Origin of the sequence: Microbacterium sp. LBN7 (assembly GCF_045690345.1) — a bacterium.
In the GTDB taxonomy this organism is placed as follows: Bacteria; Actinomycetota; Actinomycetes; order Actinomycetales; family Microbacteriaceae; genus Microbacterium.
Window position 1 is genome coordinate 1435274 of sequence record NZ_CP147856.1, and the last position, 23091, is coordinate 1458364.

The 23091-nt window shown below is 70.3% G+C and carries 16 protein-coding genes; 4 read left to right on the top strand and 12 right to left on the bottom strand.

All coding sequences use genetic code 11. From position 1 onward, the window contains the following. Positions 1-26: 26 nt before the first annotated feature. The 3 genes from LBN7_RS06855 to LBN7_RS06865 form a co-directional block, all read right to left on the bottom strand. Positions 27-6065: an Ig-like domain-containing protein gene (locus LBN7_RS06855; protein ID WP_407361340.1), complete on the bottom strand. Its 6039-nt coding sequence runs from the start codon at positions 6063-6065 to the stop codon at positions 27-29. Positions 6066-6214: 149 nt separating this feature from the next. Further along, a complete protein-coding gene (locus LBN7_RS06860; RefSeq protein WP_407361341.1) occupies positions 6215-6784 on the bottom strand; it encodes a DNA-3-methyladenine glycosylase I in 570 nt (189 codons plus the stop codon). Positions 6785-6812: 28 nt separating this feature from the next. Further along, positions 6813-7859: an NAD(P)-dependent alcohol dehydrogenase gene (locus tag LBN7_RS06865; protein WP_116634126.1), complete on the bottom strand. Its 1047-nt coding sequence runs from the start codon at positions 7857-7859 to the stop codon at positions 6813-6815. A gap of 89 nt (positions 7860-7948) precedes the next feature. On the opposite strand from LBN7_RS06865, the gene LBN7_RS06870 reads away from it, so the two are divergent. Next, a complete protein-coding gene (locus LBN7_RS06870) occupies positions 7949-8902 on the top strand; it encodes a hypothetical protein (RefSeq protein ID WP_407361342.1) in 954 nt (317 codons plus the stop codon). A 12-nt stretch (positions 8903-8914) separates the two neighbouring features. On the opposite strand, the gene LBN7_RS06875 is transcribed toward LBN7_RS06870, so the two are convergent. The 3 genes from LBN7_RS06875 to LBN7_RS06885 form a co-directional block, all read right to left on the bottom strand. After that, positions 8915-10999 (bottom strand): acyl-CoA dehydrogenase, encoded by a 2085-nt coding sequence (locus LBN7_RS06875; protein ID WP_407361343.1) that lies wholly within the window; start codon positions 10997-10999, stop codon positions 8915-8917. A gap of 156 nt (positions 11000-11155) precedes the next feature. Further along, positions 11156-12925, bottom strand: coding sequence for a glycoside hydrolase family 3 protein (locus tag LBN7_RS06880; protein WP_407361344.1), 1770 nt, complete (start codon positions 12923-12925; stop codon positions 11156-11158). After that, positions 12922-14220: an MFS transporter gene (locus LBN7_RS06885; protein WP_116634122.1), complete on the bottom strand. Its 1299-nt coding sequence runs from the start codon at positions 14218-14220 to the stop codon at positions 12922-12924. Before LBN7_RS06885 ends, LBN7_RS06880 begins: the two co-directional genes overlap by 4 nt. Positions 14221-14351: 131 nt before the next feature. On the opposite strand from LBN7_RS06885, the gene LBN7_RS06890 reads away from it, so the two are divergent. Continuing rightward, positions 14352-15626 carry a TetR/AcrR family transcriptional regulator gene (locus LBN7_RS06890; protein ID WP_407361345.1) on the top strand — a complete coding sequence of 425 codons (1275 nt, stop codon included), beginning with the start codon at positions 14352-14354 and terminating at the stop codon, positions 15624-15626. A gap of 12 nt (positions 15627-15638) precedes the next feature. On the opposite strand, the gene recQ is transcribed toward LBN7_RS06890, so the two are convergent. After that, positions 15639-17699 (bottom strand): DNA helicase RecQ, encoded by a 2061-nt coding sequence (recQ, locus tag LBN7_RS06895; protein ID WP_407361346.1) that lies wholly within the window; start codon positions 17697-17699, stop codon positions 15639-15641. Between the two features lie 89 nt (positions 17700-17788). Between recQ and LBN7_RS06900 the strand changes: the two genes are divergently transcribed. Then, complete coding sequence (locus tag LBN7_RS06900) at positions 17789-18121, top strand: GNAT family N-acetyltransferase (protein ID WP_116634119.1); 333 nt, start codon at positions 17789-17791, stop codon at positions 18119-18121. Further along, complete coding sequence (locus tag LBN7_RS06905; RefSeq protein ID WP_407361347.1) at positions 18118-19053, top strand: pirin family protein; 936 nt, start codon at positions 18118-18120, stop codon at positions 19051-19053. Before LBN7_RS06900 ends, LBN7_RS06905 begins: the two co-directional genes overlap by 4 nt. Before the next feature lie 41 nt (positions 19054-19094). Here LBN7_RS06905 and LBN7_RS06910 read toward each other — a convergent pair whose 3' ends face one another. The 5 genes from LBN7_RS06910 to LBN7_RS06930 are packed head-to-tail and all read right to left on the bottom strand — an operon-like array spanning position 19095 to position 23087. Next, complete coding sequence (locus LBN7_RS06910) at positions 19095-20552, bottom strand: cation acetate symporter (protein ID WP_341946495.1); 1458 nt, start codon at positions 20550-20552, stop codon at positions 19095-19097. Next, positions 20549-20923, bottom strand: coding sequence for a heavy metal transporter (locus LBN7_RS06915; protein WP_116634116.1), 375 nt, complete (start codon positions 20921-20923; stop codon positions 20549-20551). Before LBN7_RS06915 ends, LBN7_RS06910 begins: the two co-directional genes overlap by 4 nt. Then, a complete protein-coding gene (locus LBN7_RS06920) occupies positions 20920-21639 on the bottom strand; it encodes a LytTR family DNA-binding domain-containing protein (RefSeq protein WP_116634115.1) in 720 nt (239 codons plus the stop codon). Before LBN7_RS06920 ends, LBN7_RS06915 begins: the two co-directional genes overlap by 4 nt. Continuing rightward, entirely contained in the window at positions 21636-22829 is a 1194-nt protein-coding gene (locus LBN7_RS06925) for a sensor histidine kinase (protein ID WP_116634114.1), read from the bottom strand. The genes LBN7_RS06920 and LBN7_RS06925 overlap by 4 nt, the downstream gene beginning before the upstream one ends. A gap of 18 nt (positions 22830-22847) precedes the next feature. Beyond that, entirely contained in the window at positions 22848-23087 is a 240-nt protein-coding gene (locus LBN7_RS06930; RefSeq protein WP_407361348.1) for a YbdD/YjiX family protein, read from the bottom strand. Between the last annotated feature and the right edge of the window lie 4 nt (positions 23088-23091).

A 23091-nucleotide genomic window follows, 5' to 3' on the forward strand; every position in this document is an offset into this window, starting at 1 on the left:
GGGGCGACGATGGGTCGAGCGGGGCACTACCAGGCCCGGCGTTCGTAGTCGGTTCCGCCGATGGTGACCCAGACGTCGGTGCGGCCGCCGTAGCCGTGGTAGCAGCCGAGGTCGAATGTCCCGTTGGCGGGAACGGACACCGATCTGTAAGTGGAGAAGGACCTGGTCACTCCGCTGTTGCAGGTCACCGTGTAGGTGCCTGCCGGGAAGTCCTTGGTGGTGACCCGGAACGTCGCGCAGGTGCCGTCGTTGCAGTTCGCGTTGCTGACAGGTGTTCCGCGCGTCACCCACGCCCGCGGCGGCGGCGGATCACTCGTGCGCGCGGATGCCGAGGCGACCGGCGACCAGGTCCCGTTCGAGTCCTGCGCTCGGACGTCGATGCTGTGGTTCTGCTGGTACCCGTTGCCCACCGTGCGGGAGCCGCTGGCCCCGACGTCCTGCCAGCCGCCGCCGTCGATCCGGATCTGCGTGGTCTGGATCGGACGACCGTTGTAGGAGCGGTCGGAGTTCCAGCTGACCTCGACGCTCGTGCCGAGGTTCCTGGCGTTGGCCGCCGGAGCCTGGGGTGGGCCGAACGGGGTCTGCGCGACGCCGTTGGATGCCGCGCCGACGTACTGCACGCCGTCGACGTTCGCGACGCCGCGCACCTCGACCGTGTAGGACGTGCCGTTGTTCAGCCCGCCGATCCTGTTGTTCCCCGGCATCCCGGCCCAGCCGCCGCCGTTGAGCCGGTACTGGTAGCTCACCTCGGTCGTCTTGGCGCCGTTGCGGTTGCCCGCCGACCACACGACGTCCACGAACCCGTCGCCCGCGTTGACCGCACTGATGGACGGGGCGGACGGGGCGATGACGCCGCGTCGTGGCGCCGACATCGCGCTCCACTCGCCCCAGCCGGCCTTGTTGTGGCCGCGGATGCGGTAGGTGTAGCCGTTCTCCGAGGTCGGGACCACGACCGCCTGGCTGAAGGATCCCGGACTGGGAGTCAGCGTCCTCTGCAGACTGGACCCCTCCCAGACCTCGAGCTGCAGCGCATCGATCGCGTCGCCGTTCGCCGGCACCGTCCCCCAGTTGACCTGCATCTGCGCCTGGTTGCCCACGGGCTGCAGTTCCGCCGTCGTCGGCGCACCGGCCGCCAGCGGGGGCCCGGCGGGCACCTCGGATGCCGACCATGCGCTCCAGCTGGAGGGATCGGGCGCGCGGTTGTGCGCCTGCACGCGCACCTGGTAGTTGCCGCCGTTCTCCAGGCCCTCCCACGTGAGCGAGTTGCCGGTCACCTCTTTCTGGGTGATGCCGGACGGCGGGGCGGGCGAGATCTGCAGTGTGTACCGCTCGACGGGCGAACCCGGTGTCGTCGGCGTGGTCCAGGAGACCTGGAGCGACTTGTCGCCGAACTTCAGGGTCGGGGGGTTGGGCGTGTCGGGACGCGCGTCCGGGCGGGCGACGGCCGACGAGCCGGACGGCTCGGACTCGCCCACGCGGTTCGTCGCGGTGACCTGGAAGACGTACTCGACGTTGTTCGTGAGCCCGTCCAGGGTGCAGGTCGTCGACTGGCACTCCTTCGAGTACGAGCCGCCCTGCACCGACTTCACCGTGTACTTGGTGATCTCGGCCCCGTTGTTCGACGGAGCGCCGTATGTCACCACCACGGTGCGGTCCTGCACGCTCGTCACGGTCGGCGCGCCCGGCGCGTTCGGGACGCCCTGCACCGTGAGCACGACCTGGCCGGTCGCCTGACGATCGGCGTCCTCCGTCGCATCCTGGATCGTGTAGCGCACCACCATGGTGCCGACGAAGTCCTTCGACGGCGTCGCGACGACGTCGTCTCCCTTGATGCTCACCTGACCGGAGCCGGTCTCGACGTTCGCCGTCAGCAGCTTGAGCGGCGTCTCCGGGAAGGGGTTGAAGTCGTTCGCGAGCACCGGAACGGTGACGCTCTTGCCCTGATCGGCTTCGGCGACGGTGTCGGTGTTGGCGGCGGGCATCGCGCGGTTCGAAGCGGTGACCTGCACGAGGACGGAGCCCTCGACGGGTTCGGTCTCGCCGTCGCTGACGCGCAGCGTCAGCGTGGTCGCCGTGCCCTTCTTCGCGTTCGACGATGCCTCGACGAGCAGCTTGTCGCCGTCGATCTTCGCGGTGATCCCCTTGCCCTCGCCGCCGACGAGCGTGTACTTGTGCTTGCCCTTGTCCTCGGGATCGGGGTCGACCGTGAGCGCGGCGAGGTCGAGGACGCTCGCCTTCTCGCCGGGGGCCACGTTCATCTGACCGCCCACGAACTTCGGCGGCTGGTTGTCGGGCGGGAGCACGTTGATCGGGATGCTGAGCGTGGCCTTGCGACCCTCGGGGTCGTCGGGTCCCGTGCCGTCGGTGACCTCGAACGTCAGCGAATCCTGACCGAAGTATCCGGGCGCCGAGGTGTAGACCAGTGTGCGCTCGTCCTTCACGAGGTCGGAGCCGTCGGCCTTGAGAGCGCTCACCTTCGCGTGCTCGGTGATGACGACGTCGCCGCCACCGGCCACGGTGACGTACTTGTCGAGCGGCACGTCCTTGGTCTCGCCGCTCTTCACCTCGAGCGGCTTGGTCGAGGTCAGCGTCGGACGCAGGCCGTCCTGCGACGGGACGAAGATGAACGCCGAGGACTGCAGCTCGTCCTGATCCGTGAGCGTGTACCGGATCAGCTGCAGCTCGTCGGTGACGGTGACACGCACCTTTCCGTTCTCCAGCACCGTCGCGCCGGGCCCGACGTCGAGCGCGAGGCGCTCGGTCGTGCCGTCGGGATCCTCGTCGTTGTCGAGGATGTCGAGGTCGGCGGTGAGACCGCCGTCTTCGAGGTCGACGGGACGCAGCCGGTCGTCTCTCGCCACCGGTGCCTGCAGCGGCACGTTCTCATCGACCGTGACCTGCAGCACGGCCGTCGCGGTCGCGCCGCGCGCGTCGCTGACCGTGTACTGCAGAGATGACTCGAGTGCGCGGTCGGGCGCCTGCACGAGCACGCGGTCTCCGGAGACGCGGGCCTCCAGCTCGCCGGGGATCTCGAGCCCTTCCTTCACGAGCGAGATCTTGTCGCCCTCGGGGTCGGAGTCGTTGAGCATGACCGGCACGGCGATCTCACGACCGGGACGCACCACGACGGCATCCTTCACCGCATACGGCGCCTGGTTCACCTCTTCGGCCGGGGCGATGCCCACGCGGATCGTGGCGGTGCCCTCCTTGCCGAGACGGTCGCGCACCCGGTACTTGAAGACGTCGACACCCGTCGCTCCGTCGAGCGCCTCGTAGGTGAAGTAGTCCTGCGCGACCTCGGTGATGCGCCCCTTCGTCGGATTCGACGCGATGTCCAGGAGCTCGACCGAGTCGCCGTCGGCGTCGATCCCGTCGAGCGGCACGGCGATGTTGGTCTCGGTGCCCGCGAGCGTGCGGGCCACGAGATCGCGCGGCCGCGGTGCCGCGTTCGTCTCCTCGTCGATCGGCAGGATCTGCACGGTCACGTACCCCGCGGCCTTCTGCTGGCGGGAGTCCACGGCCTCGTAGGTCAGGTAGACGGTCTTGGCGACGTCGCCGGCCTTGAACCGCACCTCGTCCTGCGACACGAAGGCCTCGCCGTCCTCCGGGTCGACGAAGGGCTCGATGAGCTCGGGGGCGAGGTGCAGGGCATCGTCGCTCGGATGCGTGTCGTTGTCGAGCACCGGGATCGTCACCACATCGCCGGCGCGGACGTACACCGAGTCCGGGTTGGCGACCGGCTGCAGGATCTCCTCGGGCGCCGGGATCGGCACCACGACGACCTCGCCCTCGGCGGACTGCTCGCCGTTGGAGATCCGATACGCGATGCGGACCTGCTCGTCGAGGGTGCCCTGATCGGTGATGCGGAGAGTCTCGTGGTTGAGCACCGACACCGAGACGCCGGTGCCGGGCTCGACCGAGACGGACTGCACGACGAGGATGCCGCCGGACGGGTCGGTGTCGTTGTTGAGCACGCCGATGAGCGCGTCGCCGCCGGTGGGCAGCAGCGCCACATCGCGCACGGCGACCGGCGGCAGGGTCACCTCGGCGGCCTCGGTCACGTCGATGCGGACGAGTCCCTCGCCGTTCTCCGGGCCGGCGGTCGCGAGGTACTGCACGTAGTACACGCCGACGGTCGGCGCGGTGAAGCTGAAGGTGTTGTTGGTGATGTCGGGCAGCACGGTGGCACCCGGGACCTCGTCGACGCGGCCGAGACGCAGGCGCTCCCGACCGGAGCTGGTGTCGTTCGCCAGCGGAGCGACCGTGATCTGCTCGCCGACACGCGTGACCACGTGGTCGGCGTTCGTCTTCGGCTTGGTGGTGCCCTGCGGTCGCACATCGAGGGTGACCGTGGCCGTGGCGTACTCGCCGAAGCCGTCGGCGACCGTGACCTGGATGTCCTTGCGGCCCTGCAGGCTGGCCGTCGCCTTGTAGGTCAACTGGCCGTCGGTGCTGAAGTCGACCTCGTCGCCGGGGGCCGCCACGACGTCCTTGAGGTAGATGTCGTCGCCGTCGGGGTCGATCCAGTCCGGGAGGATGTTGTACGACACCGTGCCGCCGGTCTCGACCGTGAGCGAGGTCTTGCGCTTGGGCGTAGGTGCGCCGTTCGTGCCCTCGTCGTGCACCGACAGCGTGACCGTCGCGGTGTCCTTGCCGCCGCGGCCGTCGTCGACCTCGTACTGGAAGGTGGACGTGCCCGAAGCGTCTTCGGCGACGGCGATCTGCAGCGAGGCGCCGTTGTAGATCGGCTGGACCGTGCCGATCGACGGCTGCTCCTGTGCCATCGCGGCGACCAGGACGTCGCCGTCCGGATCGTTGTCGTTGTCGATCACCGGGAGCAGCGCCGAGGCGCCGGGCCGCACGCCGAACGAGTCATCCTCGGCGATCGGCACGGTGTTGATCTCGCTGCGCTCCGGGAGCGTGGTCTCGACCGTCTCCTCTGTCGAGTCGTCCTCGTTCTCGGTCTCGCCCTCGGGCGGGGTGAGGTCGTTCCAGTTGTCGACGCGCTGGAGGCTCTCGTTGGCCAGCCACGCCGCGCCGCCGACGGCGTCGTTCAGGATGATCACGTCGCGGTTCACACGGAAGACGAGGCTCTTCGACTCCTGCGCCTCTTCGATCGTGGCCGAGACGTCGTTCGCCGACCCTGCGCACTCGCGCACGAACGCGCCGGTGCCTCCCCAGGCGCCGTAGGTGCAGCCCTGCAGCCACACGGGAGCCGCCGGGGAGCCCTTGCCGCCGGCATCCGTCGTCGTCACCTCGGAGCCGTCGAGCGGAACGCGCACCAGCGCGGATGCCGTCGCGACCGCGACCGCATCCGTCTCGGCCGAGGCCTGCTGGATCACGGCGCCGTCGGCGTCGGGGATCTCGGTGCGGAATCCGCCGGGTGTCAGCACCGCACCGGATGCCGTCTCCAGGACCACCGGGGTTCGACCGACGGCGGTGATGGTCACCGGCTTCGACGCATCGAGCTCGCCGACCGAGGCGGTGGACGACTCGAGGGGCTCGCCCTCGTTGTCGACGGGGACCGTGACGACCTCGCCGTTCGCGCTCGACAGGGCGAAGACCGTGCCGTCTTCGGCGACGACGACGTCCGCGCCCTCGCCGAGCTCTGCGACCGGGTCGGCGGCCTCGATCTCGAACGAGGCGATGCCCTTGACCGGAACGACCCACAGGTCGCCGGACTTCTTGTCGAGGATGGCGGCGGTCTGAAGGCCCATCGCCACCTTGGCGGAGCTCGGGATTCCGGCGGAGTCCCCCAGCGAGACCCGAGCCGGGTCGACCGCCGTGACGGTCGAGGCTCCCTCGTCGACCACGAGCACGTTCGCGGCGTCCTGGACGATGTCGTAGTCCTCGCCGGCGGTGCGCAGACCTCCGTCGAGGACGGTCGACTCGTGGTTGAAGTGCCCGACGAGCAGGCCCGACGTCTTGGTGATCCAGACGCCGCCGTCGTTCAGATCGACCTTGGTGGTCGGAAAGCCCTCATACGTGAGCGCCATCGTCGTGATGGCGATCACGCCGACGGTGACACCGGCGGCAGACGCCAGCATCTTCGGCCGCGCCCTCATCCACGACAACGCCTTCATACCCGGTTCCCCCCAGGGTCGACACACTTCGACACTTCCGTGCAGGGCACGACAGCCCCACAACGCACCCGTTCATCCTAACCGCGCGCCGGAACATCGTTCGATGGGCTGATCTGCCCATCCTGCAGGCGTCAGGCGCGCCAGCAGCCCGCCAGGTGATCGTCGACCATTCCCGCCGACTGCATGAGCGCGTACATGGTCGTGGGGCCGACGAACCGGAACCCCCGGCGGCGCAGCTCCTTGCTCAACGCGGTCGACTCCGGCGTGACGGCCGGGACGTCGGACATCGTCGCCGGACGGACCCCGGATGCCGGCGGCGCGAACGACCACATCAGCTCGTCGAGCTCGCCGTCGGCCATGCCGCGGACGATCCGCGCATTGCCGATCGTGGCCTCGATCTTCGCCCGGTTGCGGATGATCCCGGCATCCGTCATCAACCGCTCCACGTCGGACTCGTCGAACTCCGCGACGACCTCGGGCTCGAAACCGGCGAACACCTCGCGGAATCGCGGTCTCTTGCGCAGGATCGTGATCCACGAGAGACCGGCCTGGAACCCCTCCAGCGCCATCTTCTCGAACAGGGCCCGGTCGCCGTGCAGCGCCGTGCCCCATTCCTCGTCGTGATAGCGCCGGTACTCGTCGTCGTCGCCGACCCACGCGCAGCGGGCGCGGGAGTCGGGGCCCGCAAGGAGGGAGGTCATGCGGCGAGGCTACCCGCGACGACCGACATCACTCGCTGAACGTCGCGGCGTCGATCACGAACCGGTAGCGGACGTCGGACGCCAGCACCCGCTCGTAGGCGGCGTTGATCTCGGATGCCGGGATCACCTCGATCTCCGCGGCGATGCCGTGCGCGGCGCAGAAGTCGAGCATCTCCTGGGTCTCGGCGATGCCGCCGATGTTCGATCCCGCCAGCGAGCGCCGACCGCCGATCAGCGACATGACCTGCACGGGCAGCGGTTCCGCCGGCGCGCCGACGCACACCATGGTGCCGCCGACGTCGAGCAGGCTCAGGTACGAGCGCATGTCGATCACGGCGCTCACCGTGTTGAGGATGACGTCGAAGGAGCTGCGCAGCTCGCGGAAGGTCTGCCGATCGCTCGTCGCGCGGTAGTCGTCGGCGCCGAGCCGGAGGCCGTCGTCCTTCTTGCTCAGCGTCTGCGAGAGCACGGTCACCTCGGCGCCGAGGGCGTGCGCGATCTGCACCCCCATGTGGCCGAGTCCGCCGAGCCCGACCACCGCGACACGGGTGCCGGGGCCGACGTTCCAGTGCTTCAGCGGCGAGTACGTCGTGATTCCCGCGCACAGCAGGGGTGCTGCCACGTCGAGCGCCAACCCGTCGGGGATGCGGAGCACGAACGACTCCGTCACGACGACCTGCTCGGAGTAGCCGCCCTGGGTGACGGTGCCGTCGCGGTCGGTCGCGCCGTACGTGAAGATCGCGCCCTCGGTGCAGAACTGCTCGTCGCCGCGCAGGCAGTTGCGGCATTCTCCGCACGAGTTCACCAGGCAGCCCACGCCGACCCGGTCGCCCACGGCGTGCTTCGTCACCTCGGCGCCGACGGCCGCGACGGTGCCGGTGATCTCGTGTCCGGGAGCGAGCGGGTACTGCTGCGGCCCCCAGTCGCCCTGCACGGTGTGGATGTCGGAGTGGCAGATGCCGGCGAACGCGATGTCGATCAGCACATCGTGCGGGCCGAGCTCACGGCGCTCGATGACGGTCTTCTCGAGCGGGGCGGCTTCGCTGGGGGCGGCGTAGGCGTGGACGCGGGTCATGCGGGCTCCTCGGGTGTGCGGTCCTTCGAGACTACCCACCGCACGCGGAGTCGATACGGTGGACCGAGACTCCGGAGGGGGAAGTCATCATGCGCGGATCCCGCACGCTCGCTCGTCTGATCACCGTCGTCATCGCGGTGATCGTCACACCGGTCGCCGTGGGGCTGCTCTCCAGCGGCGGCACGTCATGGCTCATGACCTACTTCCAGTACGGCGGCGCCCGCGACGGCTTCGGCTCGCTGATGATGCCGACGCTCCTTCAGGCGCTCGGCATCCTGCTCCTGATCGCCGTGGTGCTGACCGGCATCTGGAGCTCGGCTGGCCTGATCGCCGCGGGGGTGATGGCCGTCGTGCCGCTCCTGCTCGCGCTCCTGCCGGCGCTGCTGCTGGAGTCGTATCGGATGCTGGGGCCGATCCTCCCGCGCGAGTGGCTCGACGGCCTCACCTACGGCATCCCGCTGGTCCTGCTCCCGGCGCTCGGAGCGATGGGCATCGTGCTCGCGATCGTGCGCCACCGCCCCCAGCGGACCGCGACCGGTCTCTCGATCATCGGCCTCGTGGCCGCGCCGGTCCTCCTCGCGGCGGGGATCTGGCTGCTGTCGTGGGGCATCGCTCGCGGTCAGTTCACCGCGCTCCAGCAGTTCCGGTTCGACTTCCTGCCGGATGCCGCTGCCGCCGTGCTGCTCGGGACGCTGCTCTCCGTCGCCGGGGTGCTCGCCACGCGGTGGTCGACGTTCGCGCTGGTGCTGCCGGCAGCGGTCCTGCTGCTGCTCGGTCTGCTCGTGCTCGTCCCCGACGCGGTCTTCATGATGGTCGGGCGGATCCCGATGGTCGGCCGGACGCTTCCTCAGCTGCTGATCCTCGGAGTGGGGACGGCGGTCGCGCTGGTCTATCTCGCCTTCACCGCGGTGCTGCTGCGCGTCCGGAAGCAGGCGATGTCGACGGCGGCGGGAACGGGCGAGTCGCCGTTCCCGGCCGCCGGCTATCCGCCCGTTCCTGCGCCGCCGTACCCACCGCAGTACCCGCCGGCCGCGGGCACCTGACGCCCGGCGCGATCAGCGCTGCTTGAGGTCGCCCAGCGGCTCTCGCTTGACCTTCTTCTCGCGCACCGGAGCCTGGCCCGACGCCTCGAGGTCGGCGTAGTACGCGCGCGCCTCGTCCTGACGCTGCTTCTCGATGCCGCTCGCGATGGGCGCGCGCACGTGCTCGGGCTCGTACCCGAACGCATCGACGAGGTCGAGGGCGTAGGGACGCAGTCGCGCGCACAGGCGGTCGATGTAGCTCGATACGGCGGCGGCGCGCTGGGTCGACAGACGGCCGTTGATCAGGTGCCAGGCGAGGTGCTTCTCGATCAGCTGCAGGCCGAAGAGGTCGCGCAGCCAGGTGAGCACCTTCTTGGTGTCGGCATCCTCGATCTCGTGCACGGCGTCGGTGAAGGCCTCCCACTGGAGCAGCTCTCCGTGCGCGCGGGCCGCCTCGATGAGCTCGGCCTGGTTCTCGTTGAAGAGGCGGGCGCCGAGCGCCTTGTCCTTCGCTCCGGGACGCAGCCGGCTCGCGATGTCCGCCACCATCTGCTGCACGCGACCGGCGAGCAGATCGTGCTGCTGCTCCTCGCGGAGGCCGCGCTCGACCGACCGCGACACCTGGCCGAAGTCGGACACGGCCTGACCGAGCTGACGGAGGCCTGCGCCGTGGAAGACCTTGCCGGCGGTCATGCCGACGGCGAATTTCGCCAGCGCCGCGGCATCCTTGCCCTTGAACTGTTGGGCGTAATCGGTGAGCAGACGCTTGCCGACCAGCTGCAGCAGGACGTTGTTGTCACCCTCGAAGGTGACGTAGATGTCGAGGTCGGCGCGGAGTCCGACGAGGCGGTTCTCGAACATGAAGCCCGCGCCGCCGCAGGCCTCGCGCGCCTCCTGCAGGGTGTCGAGCGCGTGCCAGGTCGACAGCGGCTTGAGGGCCGCCGCGAGCGTCTCGAGGTCTTCCCGGTCGGCCGGGGTGTCGATGCGACCCGAGAAGACGCCGTCGAACTTCTGCAGGAACTCGTCGTGCGCGAAGATCTGCGCGTACGTGGTGGCGAGACGCGGAAGCAGCCGGCGCTGGTGCTTGCCGTAGTCGAGCAGCACGACCTCCTGCCCGTCGGCGCCGTCGAACTGGCGGCGCTGGGTCGCGTAGGTGATCGCGATCTTCAGTGCGAGGGCGGATGCCCAGCTGGCCGCGCCGTCGAGCGAGACCCGCCCCTGCACGAGGGTGCCGAGCATCGTGAAGAAACGACGGCCGGGGCTGTCGATCGCGCTCGAGTAGGTGCCGTCGGCGGCGACGTCGCCGTAGCGGTTCAGCAGATTGGTGCGCGGGATGCGGACCTGGTCGAACGAGAGCCGGCCGTTGTCGATGCCGTTGAGCCCGCCCTTGAGGCCGTCGTCCTCACGGCCGATACCGGGAAGATCGTTGCCGTCCTCGCCGCGCAGCGGCACGTAGAAGCAGTGCACGCCGTGATTGACGCCGTTCGTGATGAGTTGCGCGAACACGGTCGCCGCGATGCCGTGCAGTGCGGCGTTGCCGAGGTACTCCTTCGTCGCCGCGCGGAACGGCGTGTGGATGACGAACTCCTCGGTCGCAGGATCGTACGTCGCGGTCGTGCCGACGGCCGCGACATCGGAGCCATGGCCGATCTCGGTCATCGCGAAGGCCCCGGGGATCGACAGGTCCATGACGCCGGGCAGCCACTTCTCGTGGTGCTCCTTCGTGCCGAGCTGCAGGATCGCCGACCCGAACAGCCCCCACTGGACGCCCGACTTGATCTGCAGGCTCGGGTCGGCGACCACGAGCTCCTCGAACCCGGCGATGTTGGCGCCGTTGTTCTCCTCGCCGCCGAGCGACTTCGGGAAGGCCCGGTGCACGGCCTTGTTCTCGACCAGCAGGTGCAGCTGGCTGAGGACGCGCTCGCGGTGCTCGTCCTTGCCGAGCTCGTCCTTTCGCCAGAAGGCGGAGTCCTTGATCATCTCGCGCGCCTCGCGGCGCGTGTCCGCCCAGGTGCCCATCAGCGCGTCATTGACGGCGGCGACATCGATCTGCGGGGTGTGCGCCGCATCCTGCGGCTCGGCGGGTGTCGTCGAAGGACGGACGGCGGCGTCGACCATGGCATTCCTCCAGGGAGAAGTAGGGATGCTCCCATGGTAGGTCTACGACAAATCTCCGTGAAGTCGACTGTACTGATCCTCTAACGATGCGCCGGGACGCCGGGTCCGCGGATTGTCGGCTCCGGACAGGAACCGGCAATCCGCGGAAGCCTCGCCTCAGAGCGCGAGGCCGTGCCCGAAGCGGAACAGCGGATCGGCGGTGTCGAACGGCACGTCCGGACGCGAGGCCTCGACGGCTGCCATCGACCGCGGGAGATCGAAGGGGAGCTTCCCCCGTGCGGCGACGGCACCGCTCAGCACGTCGAGGAGGGCTGCTGCCGAAGCGCCCCAGTTCACGGTGACCGCCGCGACGGCATCCGTGATCGGGGTGAGGACGGGCGGGCGGTCGGCGAGCACATCGACCACCGTCGGAACGACGGATGCGACCTCGCGCACGTGGGCGACCGCATCGTCGGCGAAGTCGAGCGACCCGGCGTGGAAGAAGTTCTCGAACATCGTCTCCCGCTCCTCGAACGGGGCCTGCAGGCGGATGACGGCGAGATCGGCCTCGGCCGGCGTCGCGACGACCTCGCCGAAGGATGCCGCGACCTCGGCGTCGATCCCCTCGACGTACAGCTTCAGACCTCGCGCGAACGGCAGGGCCCCGTCGTTCGTGAGCACCGTGATCGACGCGCGCTGCGCTTCTTCTCCTGCGGCGCGGAAGTCGGCGCGGCCGACGACCTCATCGGCGGCATCCTCGTCGACGAAGGGATTCTCGAAGAGCCCCAGCTCGAACTTCTCCCGGAGGATCCGGCGGGCGGAGACGTCGATCCGTTCCTCGGTGATCTCGCCGTCGGCGACGAGCTCGAGCAGCAGCTCGGGGTTCGCCTCTCCGCCGAACTGGTCGGCTCCGGCATCCAGCACCTTCTTCATACGCTGACGCGGTGTCAGATCCTCGACGCCCCAGGCGCGGGCGGGGAACGGCTGGCCGAAGATCTCGGAGTCGCTGATCAGGCCCCAGTCGGTGCAGACGAGACCGTCGAAGCCGTAGCGCTCGCGCAGGAGTCCGGTGATGACCGACTTGTTGAAGCCGAAGCCGACCTCCTCGTACTCGGTGCCGACCGGCATCCCGTAGTACGGCATCATCTGGCGGGTGCCGGCGGCGAGCGCGTCTTCGAACGGCTTCAGGTGCAGCTCGAACTCCCCGCCGGGGTAGACCTGCTCGCGGCCGTACGGGAAGTGCGGGTCCTCGCCGTCCTTCTGCGGTCCACCACCGGGGAAGTGCTTCGTCATGGTCGAGACCGAGCCGGGCCCGAAGGCCTCCCCCTGGAACCCGCGGATGTAGGCGGCGCCGAGCCTGCCCGACAGCTCGGCATCCTCTCCGAACGTCGCCGTCTGGCGTGCCCAGCGCGGCTCGGTCGCGAGGTCGACCTGCGGGTGCAGCGCGACGCGCAGTCCGACCGCCGTGTACTCCTGGCGGGCGATGTCGGCGAACCGCTCGACCAGCGCCTCGTCGCCGATCGCCGCGAGACCGAGGGTCTCGGGCCACTGCGAGAAGGGCCCGGCGAGGATCGAGGCGCCCGGGTTCTCGCTGAACGAGTGGCGCGGATCGGTCGACAGCGTCACAGGGATGCCGAGGCGTGTGGATGCCGCGAGCCGCTGCAGCGCGTTCTGCCAGGCCGCGATCTCCCGGCCGGTGGGCGCGGCGCCGAGCAGGTTGAAGTGCGTCATCTGCTTCGTCTCGAGGAACTCGCGCGCAGAGGGCGTCGCGAAGACGGGGTTCGGCTCCTCGAGATCGCCGATCGCGATCATCGTGTGGAAGAAGAGTCCCGCCTTCTCCTCGATGGTCATCTCGTCGAGAAGCAGCTGCACCCTCTCGTCGACCGGCAGATCGGCATCGAGCCAGGGGCGGACGGTGGTCGTGGTGGTGGTGCCCGAGATGATCACTTGACTCCCTTGATGCGGTAGACGAGAACGGCACCCGCGAGCGCGACGAGCGCGCCGAACAGGTACCAGGTGGTGTATCCGCCGAGCGGCGTGGCGGCGCCCAGCGCGATGATGCCGGGGGCGATGGCCGGGGCGATCGACTGCGGCAGCGCGTTGGCGATGTTCAGAACGCCGAGGTCCTTCGCGACGTCGTCGGGGTTCGGCAGCACTTCGGTGGCGAGCGCGAGGTCGACGGAGAGGAACGACCCGGCCCCGAGGCCGATGATCGCCTGCGCCACGATCACGGTCGTGATGTCGGGGGCGACGGCGAGGATGACGAGGCCGACGACCATGATGAGTCCGGCGACGGCGACGAACGGGCGACGCTTGCCGATCTTGTCGGAGAGGAACCCGCCCAGCGGCGAGGAGATCGCCATCGCGGCCATCGAGGCGAGGTTCGCGGCGAGGATGATGCCGACCGCGCCCTGCTCGTCGAGGCCGAACTTGGTCACGAGGTACAGCGGCAGGAAGGTGGCGATGCCGGCGTAGCCGAACATGACGAAGAACTTGGTGAGCCAGGTCCAGCCGAAGTCCGGGTGCTTGCGCGGGTTGAAGACGAACGACCCGAAGAAGGTGCCGACGGTGAAGCGGTCGGCGGGCTTCTCGGCAAGGCGGCGGTCCTTGAGCAGCAGGACGAAGACGATCACGAGGACGAGGGCGATCGCGCCGGGCACGAAGAAGCGCTCGAAGTCACCCGGAAGGAAGTTCACGAGGAAGCTGCCGGCGAGGATGCCGATCGGCGTGGTGATGCCGATGATGCCCGAGACCTTGCCGCGGCTCGAGACCGGGACCTGGTCGGGCAGCGTGGCGTTGGCGGCGGCGAGGACCGCGTTCATCGAGGCCTGCACCAGGCACCAGGCGATCAGCACCACGAGCACGGAGCTCGCGACGCCGATCAGGGCGAAACCGCCGAGTCCGACGATCGCGCCGCCGAGGATCCACGGGCGGCGCATGCCCCAGCGCGAGGTCGTGCGGTCGGAGAGTCGGCCGACGAGAGGGTTCGCGATGAGCGCGAAGGCCGCGCCGACGCCCATGACGAGGCCGAGGCTCCCCTCGGTGTTGGTCGGGTCGATGTGCTGGATCTTGAACGCCATCGACACCATCACCGGGGTGAGGAGGGCGAGGTAGACGCCGAAGTTCACGGCGGCGAGGCCGGGCGTGTAGCCGCGCGGCGTCTTCGGCGGGGTGGTCCCGGGCGCCTTGAAGCCGGTGGTGCCGACCGCGGCCGCGTTCGCGGCGGATGACAGCTCTGTCATGACAGTCCTTTCGATGCGCCGCACGTCTTCGGGCGAGGCGGCTCTGGGAAGAAGATACACCAATCTCGACCGTTTGGTAAGTGAATATCGACCGGTCGGTAATGAGGGAGGATGGGGGTGGAGAGGAAGCGATGACGATCACGACGCCCCGGGGCTCACGGCACGCGCGCGCCGCGGAGACGCGGCAGCGGATCATCGCCGCCGCCCGCGAGCTCTTCATCGGCCACGGCTACCGCTCCACGTCGCTGCGCGACATCGCGGCGGCGGCATCCGTCAGTCATCCCGGCCTGCTCGGGCACTTCTCCTCCAAAGACGCGCTGCTCGTGGAGGTCGTCGGCGAGTTCGAGGCCGAGAACGAGGACGTGTTCAGCACGATCGCCGCGGCATCCGAACCCGGCGAGCTGATCTTCGCCCGGCTCGCCGAGCGGAACTCCCGGACCGAGGGATACCTCGAGCTCTTCGCCGCTCTCACGGGCGAGGCCTCCTCACCCGGACACCCCGCCCACGAACGGATGCGCGAGCGCTACGCGCGGCTGCGCGAACTCAGCCGTGACGTGCTGGCCGACGCGCAGCATCTCGGCGCCATCGACCCGGAACGCGACGTCGACGGCGAGGTCACGCGCCACACCGCAGGCTGGGACGGCCTGCAGCTTCTGGCGCAGTACCTGCCCGACCAGGTCGACGTCGTCGAGATGCTCGAGGAGCGCGAGGCGCTGTGGGTGCTGCCGACCGGATGGCGCGATCCCGACGACGGAGAACCCTCACCCGAGGCGTCGGGTCCGCTGCCTGCTCCGTTCGGCGTCGAGCCGGCCGACGTCGATCCGGGTTACGCGGTGGGACGACGACGGCGGACGCAGATCGTCGCCGACGCCATGCGCCTCTTCTCGCACGACGGCTACGGCGACACCAGCCTGCGCGACATCGCCGAAGCCGTCGGGGTCTCGAAGTCGACCCTGCTGCACCACTACCCCTCGAAGGAGCTGCTGCTGAGCGCGGTGCTCGCCGAACGCGACAGCGCCATCCGGGAGAGGGGCGTCATCCGCACCTCGGATCGCGCCGGCGAGCTGCTCCGCGGCATCGCCGACGGCGCCCGCGTGAACGCGCTCGAGGAGCCGGGCCTGATCCAGGTCTACGCCGTGCTCTCCTGCGAGGCGGTGCCGGCGTCGCATCCGGCCCACGACTACTTCACCGAGCGCTTCTCGAGCGCGATCGCCTACTTCACCGAGCTGTTCCGACTGGCCCAGCTCGACGGCGATCTTCCCTCGCACCGCGACCCCGCGCGCGAGGCGATCTGGCTCATCGCGATGTGGGACGGCCTGCAGTATCAATGGCTGTACGATCGGGACGCCGTCGACGTCGCCGCGCACCTGCGCGCGCACATGGACGATGTGCTGCCGGTGCGCTGACCGAGGTGCCGGTCAGGCGGCGGCGATGACCGCGAGCACGCCCTCGCCGTAGGCCTCGCGCTTCTTCGCGCCGATACCCGTGATGCCGTCGAGATCGCCGAGGGATGCCGGGCGGTGCTCGGCCAGAGCGCGCAGCGTCGCATCGCCGAACACGATGTACGCGGGCACGCCCTGCTCGCGGGCGGTCTCGGCGCGCCAGGCCCGCAGGGCCTCGAACAGGCCGCGGTCACCGGCATCCAGAGCATCGGCGGCGCTGGCCTTGCGGGCACGGGTCTGTGACGTCGGGCGCCCGATCGTGTCCTTGCGCAGCGGCACGGGCGTCTCGCCGCGGAGCACGGCGGCCGCCGCCTCGCCGGGAGCGAGCGTGCCGTAGTCGCCCTGTGCGACGAGGATGCCGCGGGCGAGCAGCTGCCGCACGACGCTGCGCCAGTCCTGGTCGGAGAGGTCGGCCCCGATGCCGTAGGTCGCGAGCTTGTCATGGCCCTGCTGACGGATGCGCTCGGTCGAGGCGCCGCGCAGGATGTCGACGAGGTGTCCGGCGCCGAACGCCTGGTTGCGCTCGCGCTTCAGCCGCACGATCGTCGAGAGCAGCTTCTGCGCGGGGACGAGACCGTCGAACGTCTCGGTGTCGTCGAGGCAGGTGTCGCAGTTGCCGCACGGCTGCGAGTCCTGGCCGAAGTACCCGAGCAGGTTCTGCCGGCGGCACTCGACGGTCTCGCACAGGGCGAGCATCGCGTCGAGGTGCTGCCCGAGCCGCATCTTGAAGGTGCGGTCGCCCGGGCTCTGGTCGATCATGCGGCGCTGCTGCACGACGTCGCCGAGGCCGTACGCCATCCAGGCCACCGACGGCTCGCCGTCGCGGCCGGCACGACCGGTCTCCTGGTAGTACCCCTCGACGGACTTCGGCAGGTCGATGTGCGCGACGAAGCGCACGTCGGGCTTGTCGATGCCCATGCCGAACGCGATGGTCGCGACCATGACCACGCCGTCTTCCCGGAGGAAGCGCGACTGGTTCGCGGCGCGCACCTCGGCCGGGAGACCCGCGTGGTACGGCAGCGCGTCGAGCCCCTGGGCGGCGAGGTAGGTCGCGGTCTGCTCGACCGACTTGCGGCTCAGCGCGTAGACGATGCCGGCGGGCGGGGTCCCTGCGTCCGCCGAAGGGGTCTGCGAGCGGATGAACGCGACGAGCTGCTTGCGCGGATCGACTTTCGGCACGATCCGGTACTGGATGTTCGGGCGATCGAAGCTGGCGACGAAGTGCTTCGCCGTGTCGAGGCGGAGCCGCTCGGTGAGCTCCTTGTGCGTCGCCGCGGTCGCCGTGGCGGTGAGCGCCATGCGCGGCACACCGGGGAACCGCTCGCCGAGGTCACCCAGGGCGAGGTAGTCGGGGCGGAAGTCGTGCCCCCACTGCGACACGCAGTGCGCCTCGTCGATCGCGATGACGCTGAGCGTGCCGCGCTGCAGCAGCGCCGTGGTCTGCGCGCTCGACAGGCGCTCGGGCGCGACGTAGATGAGGTCGAGCTCTCCGGCCACGTAGGCCCGCTCGACCTCACGCCGCTCGTCGATGGCCTGGGTGGAGTTCAGATACGCGGCCTTGACGCCGTTGGCGCGCAGCGCGTCGACCTGGTCGTGCATGAGCGCGATGAGCGGGCTGATGACGAGACCCGTGCCCTCGCGCACGAGCGCCGGCACCTGGTAGGTGATGCTCTTGCCGCCACCGGTCGGCATCAGCACGACCGCGTCGCCGCCCGCGATCACCTGCTCGACGATGGCCGCCTGATCGCCGCGGAACTCGTCGTAGCCGAAGACGGTGTGCAGCGCCTCGCGCGCGGTCGGGTACCTGCTCGGCGTCGCCTTGCGGACGGCCGGGGCGACCTTGGTGACCGGCCCGGGACCCCAGTCGAGCGGCGGTTTGAAGCCCGCGCCCTGCGGCTCCCAGTCCATCGGCTCGGGCGGAGCGGACGACTCCCAGCCGTCGTCGTAGGGCTCGTCGCCATATCCCCCGACAGGGACAGGCCCTTCGACAGGCTCAGGGACCCAACCTTCGTACGGGTCACGGGGAGTCTGCGGCATCCCTCCAGCGTAACGATCCCCGCCGACGTCGACGGCGCCTGTCCACAGATCCGGGCGTAGGTTGGATGCAGACGCATGAAGGAGCCCCCATGACCGACATCACCGTCACCCGCAACGACGAGGAATCGCGCTACGAGATCCGCTCGGGCGACGTGCTCGCGGGCTTCGCCGCGTTCGATCTGCGCCCCGGCTCCATCCGCTTCCTCCATACCGAGATCGACGACGAGTTCCAGGGTCAGGGTCTCGCGGGGAAGCTCGCTTCGGCGGCGCTGACGGATGCCGCGGGTCGCGGCGAGGCGATCGTGCCGCTGTGCCCCTACATCGCGAAGTACCTCGAGACGCATGAGATCGAGGGCGCCGAGATCCGCTGGCCCCGCCCTTCGACAAGCTCAGGGACCCAGAGGGCTCAGGGGTCCGAATGATCGGGCAGCGCCGCCTCGTCCTGGAACCGCGCGAGGTTCCGCTCGGCGGGGTGCGCGGCATGAGCGTGCTGCGCGCGCTTCCGCATCGCAACCTGCCCACGATCGGCGCCTGGTGCTTCCTCGACCGGTTCGGCCCCGCCGACACGAGGATGCGGGTGGAGCCGCATCCGCACATCGGCCTGCAGACCGTGACCTGGCCGCTCGTCGGCGAGATCCGGCACCGCGACTCGCTCGGCAGCGACGCCGACCTGCGCCGTGGCCAGCTGAACCTGATGACGGCCGGGAACGGCATCTCGCACTCGGAGTACTCGATCGGCGACGACCCGATCCCCCTCGACGCCCTGCAGTTCTGGGTCGTGCTGCCGGAGTCCACCCGCCACGGCGCTGCCGGATTCGAGCGGCACACCGAGTTGCCGGGCGTGGCCCTCACGGCGGATGCCGGGGCCGACGCCACCGCGACGGTCGTGCTCGGCGAGTTCGCCGGCGTCCGCTCGCCGGCGACCGTGCACACCCCGATCGTCGGCACCGAGATCGTGCTCGCCCCCGGCTCCCGCGTCCGCCTGCCGCTCCGCCCCGACTGGGAGCACGCGCTCATGCTCGTCGAGGGCGATGCCGTCGTGTCCGAGCATCCGATGGAGCGCAATGATCTGCTCTACCTCGGCGACTCCCGCGACGAGGTGGAGGTGTCATCGACCGAGGGCTCCCTGCTGTTCCTGCTCGGCGGCGAGCCGTTCGAGGACGACATCGTGATGTGGTGGAACTTCGCCGGCCGCACGCACGACGAGATCGTCGCGGCCCGCGAGGCGTGGGAGGCGGAGTCATCCCCCGACGCCGCGACGCCGCGGTTCGGCGCGGTGGATGGTCACGATGTGCGCATCCCCGCCCCGCCGCTGCCCGACGTGCGGCTGATGCCGCGCGGCCGCCGGATCTGACGGCGCCGTTCGTCTCACTCCGCTCGCCCAGGAACCGGGGCTCAGCCGGGCTCCGGCGTGTGCACCCGCGCGAGGAAGCGCTCGGTGCGCGGCGACGGCCCGCGCGGGTCGAGCAGCGACACCACGACCGTGACCACCGCAGCGAGCGGGATCGTCCACGCCGCCGGCTGCGCCAGATACGGGGCAGCCGCTCCGACTCCCCCGATCACGGCATGCACCAGCAGGGCGAGCCCCGCCGCGACCCCGCCCGACAGCATCCCCGCCACCGCGCCGCGGGCGGTGAGCCCGCGCCACCACACCCCGAGCAGCACGACCGGCGACAGCGTCGACGCGGCCACGACGAACACCACCCCGACGCTCGACCCGAGGCCCGCGGGGGCGGTGAGCAGCGCCACCGCGAGCGGCACGACCGCGCACAGCACGGCGGAAAGCCGGAACGAGCGCACCGAGCCGGAGAACACGTCCTGGCTGATCACGCCGGCGAGCGACACCACGAGCCCCGCCGATGTCGCCAGGAACGCAGCGAACGCGCCCGCCACGATGAGCGCGGTGAGCAGTTCGCCGAACACCCCGGGGAAGACGCGCGAGGGCAGCAGCAGCACGACCGTGTCGGCGATGCCGGGCACGGCGAGATCGGGGGCGGCGATGCGTGCCAGCAGACCCATGGTGCTCGACACCGCGTAGAAGGCGCTCACCATGGCGATCACGATGACGGTCGTGCGCCGGGCCGACACCCCCGTCGGACTCGTATAGAACCGCACGAGCACGTGCGGGAGCCCCATGGTCCCCAGCAGCAGGGCGAGCAGGAGGGATGCCGTCTCGTACGCGTCGAACCCCGACGGCCCCGCCTCGGCGGGGAAGACGAGCGCCGGATCGAAGTCGTGCGGTCCGCCGCTCAGCGCGAAGGCGATGCACACGACCGGGACCAGCAGCGCCGTGAGCTTGAGCCAGTACTGGAACGCCTGCACATAGGTGATCGCGCGCATGCCGCCGGCGGCCACTGCGGCGGCCACCAATACCGCGACGGTCACGGCGCCCACCCACTCCGGCACACCGGCGACCACGAGCAGGGTGATCCCCGCGCCGTGCAGCTGCGGCACGATGTAGAGCCACCCGATGATGAGCACCGCGATGCTGGTGACCCGCCGCGCGGCGCCCGAGTCCAGCCGCGCCTCGATGAAGTCGGGGATCGTGTACGCGCCGCTGCGGCGGAGCGGAGCCGCGACGAACGCCAGCACGAGCAGATACCCGGCCGCGTAGCCGATCGGGAACCAGAATCCCCTCGCACCGTCGAGCAGCACGAGCCCCGACAGGCCGAGGAAGGTGCCGGCCGACAGGTACTCCCCGCTGATCGCGGAGGCGTTCCAGACCGGCCGAACCGTGCGGGAGGCGACGAAGAAGTCTCCGGTGGTGCGCGAGATCCGCAGTCCGTACACGCCGATGAGCAGCGTCGCGACGATGACCAGCGCGACGCCGACGAGGTCGAGGACCGCGTTCACTCGCGGTCCCGCAGCGCCCGGTAGCGCCGCTCGTTGCGCGCGGCGGTGCGCACGTAGAGCACCGCGAACACGAGGATGATCGGGTAGAACGCGTAGGCCTGCAGCAGCCACGACAGCGGCAGCCCCCAGATGAGGACCCGGCCGATCTCGGGGATCAGCGCGATCGCCAGCGTCAGCGCGACCACCACGAGCACGAAGCCGGCAACGGTGCCGAGCGCGAGGCGGAGCTGGCTGCGCATGAGGGCCCTGGCGTACACGGCATCCGCTTCGTCTACCGGTGAACCGGGCAGGGCGATGCCGCGAGTCGAGGTGGACGGCCGCCGTGCGGGGAGGTCGGCCGTCACCCGCACGCGCTTCGGGATCTCGCTCATCCGATTCCCTCGCCGCGCACCAGGGCTTCGCGCACGGCCGGCACGAGGCGCCGGCTCACGGGCAGCGACAGCTCGCCGATCGACACCGCGGGGTCCGAACCCGACAGGCGCGCCTCGGTCACCGCTGCGGTGCGGACCAGCGACGAGCGATGGATGCGGAGGAATCCGGCATCCGCCCACCGCACCTCCAGCTCCGAGATCGGGATGCGCACGAGATGTCCGGCGCCGTCGCCGGTGTGCAGCCGCGAGTAGTCGCCCTGCGCCTGCACCCAGCGCACGTCGCTCCGGCGCACGAAGCGCACCGCCGAGCCGACCGTGACCGGCAGCATCTCGTCGTCACCCGGTCGCGCCGTGTCGGCCAGTTCGATGACGCGATCGATCGCCTGTCGCAGCCGCTCGGCGCGGACCGGCTTGAGCAGATAGTCCGCCGCGCGCAGCTCGAAGGCCTCGACGGCGCGGGCATCGTCTGCCGTGACGAACACGACGGCCGGCGGCTGGGCGAGGGCGAGCAGCGCCCGCGCGAGCTCGGTGCCGGTCAGCCCGGGCATGTGGATGTCGAGGAAGGCGATCCGCACGGCCCGCTCGGAGAGCTGCCGCAGAGCATCCGCCCCGCTGCTCGCGGTGAGGATCTCGCCGATCCGATCGTCGGTGCGCAGCAGGTGGACGAGCTCGTCCAGCGCGGGCCTCTCGTCGTCGGCGACCAGCACGTCGATCATGGGCTCACCTGGTCGCGCAGCGGATCGTGCAGCGGCTGGGATTTCGGGACCCGCATGCGCACCAGGGTACCGGCGCCGGTGTTGGTCTCGACGACCAGTCCGCCCTCGGCGCCGTAGAGCTGGCGCAGGCGGGTGTCGACGTTGCGGAGTCCCACGTGCAGGCCGTCGTCACCGGCGGTGAGCGTGGTGCGCAGCCCCTCCGGATCCATCCCCACACCGTCGTCCTCGACCGCGATCTCGGTGTGCGTGCCGTCATCGCGGGACAGGATGCGGATCTCGCCGCCTCCTTCCCCCGGCTCCAGCCCGTGCCGCACGGCGTTCTCGACGAGCGGCTGCACCGACAGGAACGGGATGACCGTGGCCAGGGTCTCCGGCGCGATCTGCAGGGTGACCCGCAGCCGGTCGCCGAAGCGCGCGCGTTCGAGCTCGAGATACGAGTGGATGCTGCCGAGCTCCTCGGCGAGCGTGGTGAACTCGCCCTGCCGGCGGAACGAGTAGCGGGTGAAGTCGGCGAACTCGAGCACCAGCTCCCTGGCGCGGGCGGGGTCGGTGAGGACGAACGACGCGATGGCGGTGAGGGCGTTGTAGATGAAGTGCGGGGAGATCTGCGCGCGCAGCGACCGCAGCTCGGCCTCAGCCAGCTGCGTGCGCGAGGCATCGAGGCCGCCGAGCTCGACCTGCGCCGCGCACCAGTCCGCGACCTCCTCCGCCGCGCGCACGAGCGCCGCGCGCGCCGGGGCCGCGAACGCCACGACGACGCCGATCACGCGGCCGTCGACGAGGATCGGCGCGCCGACGGCCTCGAGATCGTCGTCGGGGCCGGGCGACGGGAAGACCTGCCGACGACCCGACTCCTCGACCTGCCTCGCGATGCGGAGCGCCGCCGACTCCAGCCCGTCGGACGGGCCGTCGAACGACACGGTGCCGTCGGCGCTCACGATCGCGACGGCCGCGCTGCCGAGCAGCACGCGCAGATGCCGCGCCGCCTTCACGACGTCGGGCGCCGACAGCCCGGCACGCAGATGCGGGGCGGCGAGGCTCGCATGGTGCAGAGCGTTGAGCGCCGCCTGCTCGGCGTCGCTGCCGAGGTCGGCCGCCCCGCGCGCGAGGCGACGAGCGAGCAGCAGCAGCACCGTCAGGACGATCCCGCCGAGCACGCCCAGCACAGCGGCGAGAACGACGTCGGTCATGCGTTCAGCCTAGGGAGGTCAGCAGCAGCGGGCACCGGGGTTGCGATCCTGGTCGTCCATCTTCTGCCGCCAGAACTGCCGCTCCGTCATCGGCTCCTCGCCCGGATGCTCGCGGCGATGGTGCGTGACGTACGTCGCGTACGCGGTGTCGCCCATCAGGGTCGTCATGTACCAGCGGATGCCGCGGCCGACCCGCCCCACCGCACGCGCGAGCATGCGCAGGGGGTGGGTGGTCGCGGCATCCGCGTGGTTCGTCATGGTG

Excerpts from the sequence above, each read along its gene's own strand:
- LBN7_RS06915 (WP_116634116.1), bottom strand. The coding sequence starts at position 20,923 with ATGAGCGAGATCCCGAAGCGCGTGCGGGTGACGGCCGACCTCCCCGCA.
- LBN7_RS06885 (WP_116634122.1), bottom strand. The coding sequence starts at position 14,220 with ATGACAGAGCTGTCATCCGCCGCGAACGCGGCCGCGGTCGGCACCACC.
- LBN7_RS06860 (WP_407361341.1), bottom strand. The coding sequence starts at position 6,784 with ATGACCTCCCTCCTTGCGGGCCCCGACTCCCGCGCCCGCTGCGCGTGG.
- LBN7_RS06875 (WP_407361343.1), bottom strand. The coding sequence starts at position 10,999 with ATGGTCGACGCCGCCGTCCGTCCTTCGACGACACCCGCCGAGCCGCAG.
- LBN7_RS06920 (WP_116634115.1), bottom strand. The coding sequence starts at position 21,639 with ATGATCGACGTGCTGGTCGCCGACGACGAGAGGCCCGCGCTGGACGAG.
- LBN7_RS06925 (WP_116634114.1), bottom strand. The coding sequence starts at position 22,829 with ATGACCGACGTCGTTCTCGCCGCTGTGCTGGGCGTGCTCGGCGGGATC.
- LBN7_RS06930 (WP_407361348.1), bottom strand. The coding sequence starts at position 23,087 with ATGACGAACCACGCGGATGCCGCGACCACCCACCCCCTGCGCATGCTC.
- LBN7_RS06905 (WP_407361347.1), top strand. The coding sequence starts at position 18,118 with ATGATCGGGCAGCGCCGCCTCGTCCTGGAACCGCGCGAGGTTCCGCTC.
- LBN7_RS06870 (WP_407361342.1), top strand. The coding sequence starts at position 7,949 with ATGCGCGGATCCCGCACGCTCGCTCGTCTGATCACCGTCGTCATCGCG.
- LBN7_RS06865 (WP_116634126.1), bottom strand. The coding sequence starts at position 7,859 with ATGACCCGCGTCCACGCCTACGCCGCCCCCAGCGAAGCCGCCCCGCTC.
- LBN7_RS06855 (WP_407361340.1), bottom strand. The coding sequence starts at position 6,065 with ATGAGGGCGCGGCCGAAGATGCTGGCGTCTGCCGCCGGTGTCACCGTC.
- LBN7_RS06900 (WP_116634119.1), top strand. The coding sequence starts at position 17,789 with ATGACCGACATCACCGTCACCCGCAACGACGAGGAATCGCGCTACGAG.
- recQ (WP_407361346.1), bottom strand. The coding sequence starts at position 17,699 with ATGCCGCAGACTCCCCGTGACCCGTACGAAGGTTGGGTCCCTGAGCCT.
- LBN7_RS06890 (WP_407361345.1), top strand. The coding sequence starts at position 14,352 with ATGACGATCACGACGCCCCGGGGCTCACGGCACGCGCGCGCCGCGGAG.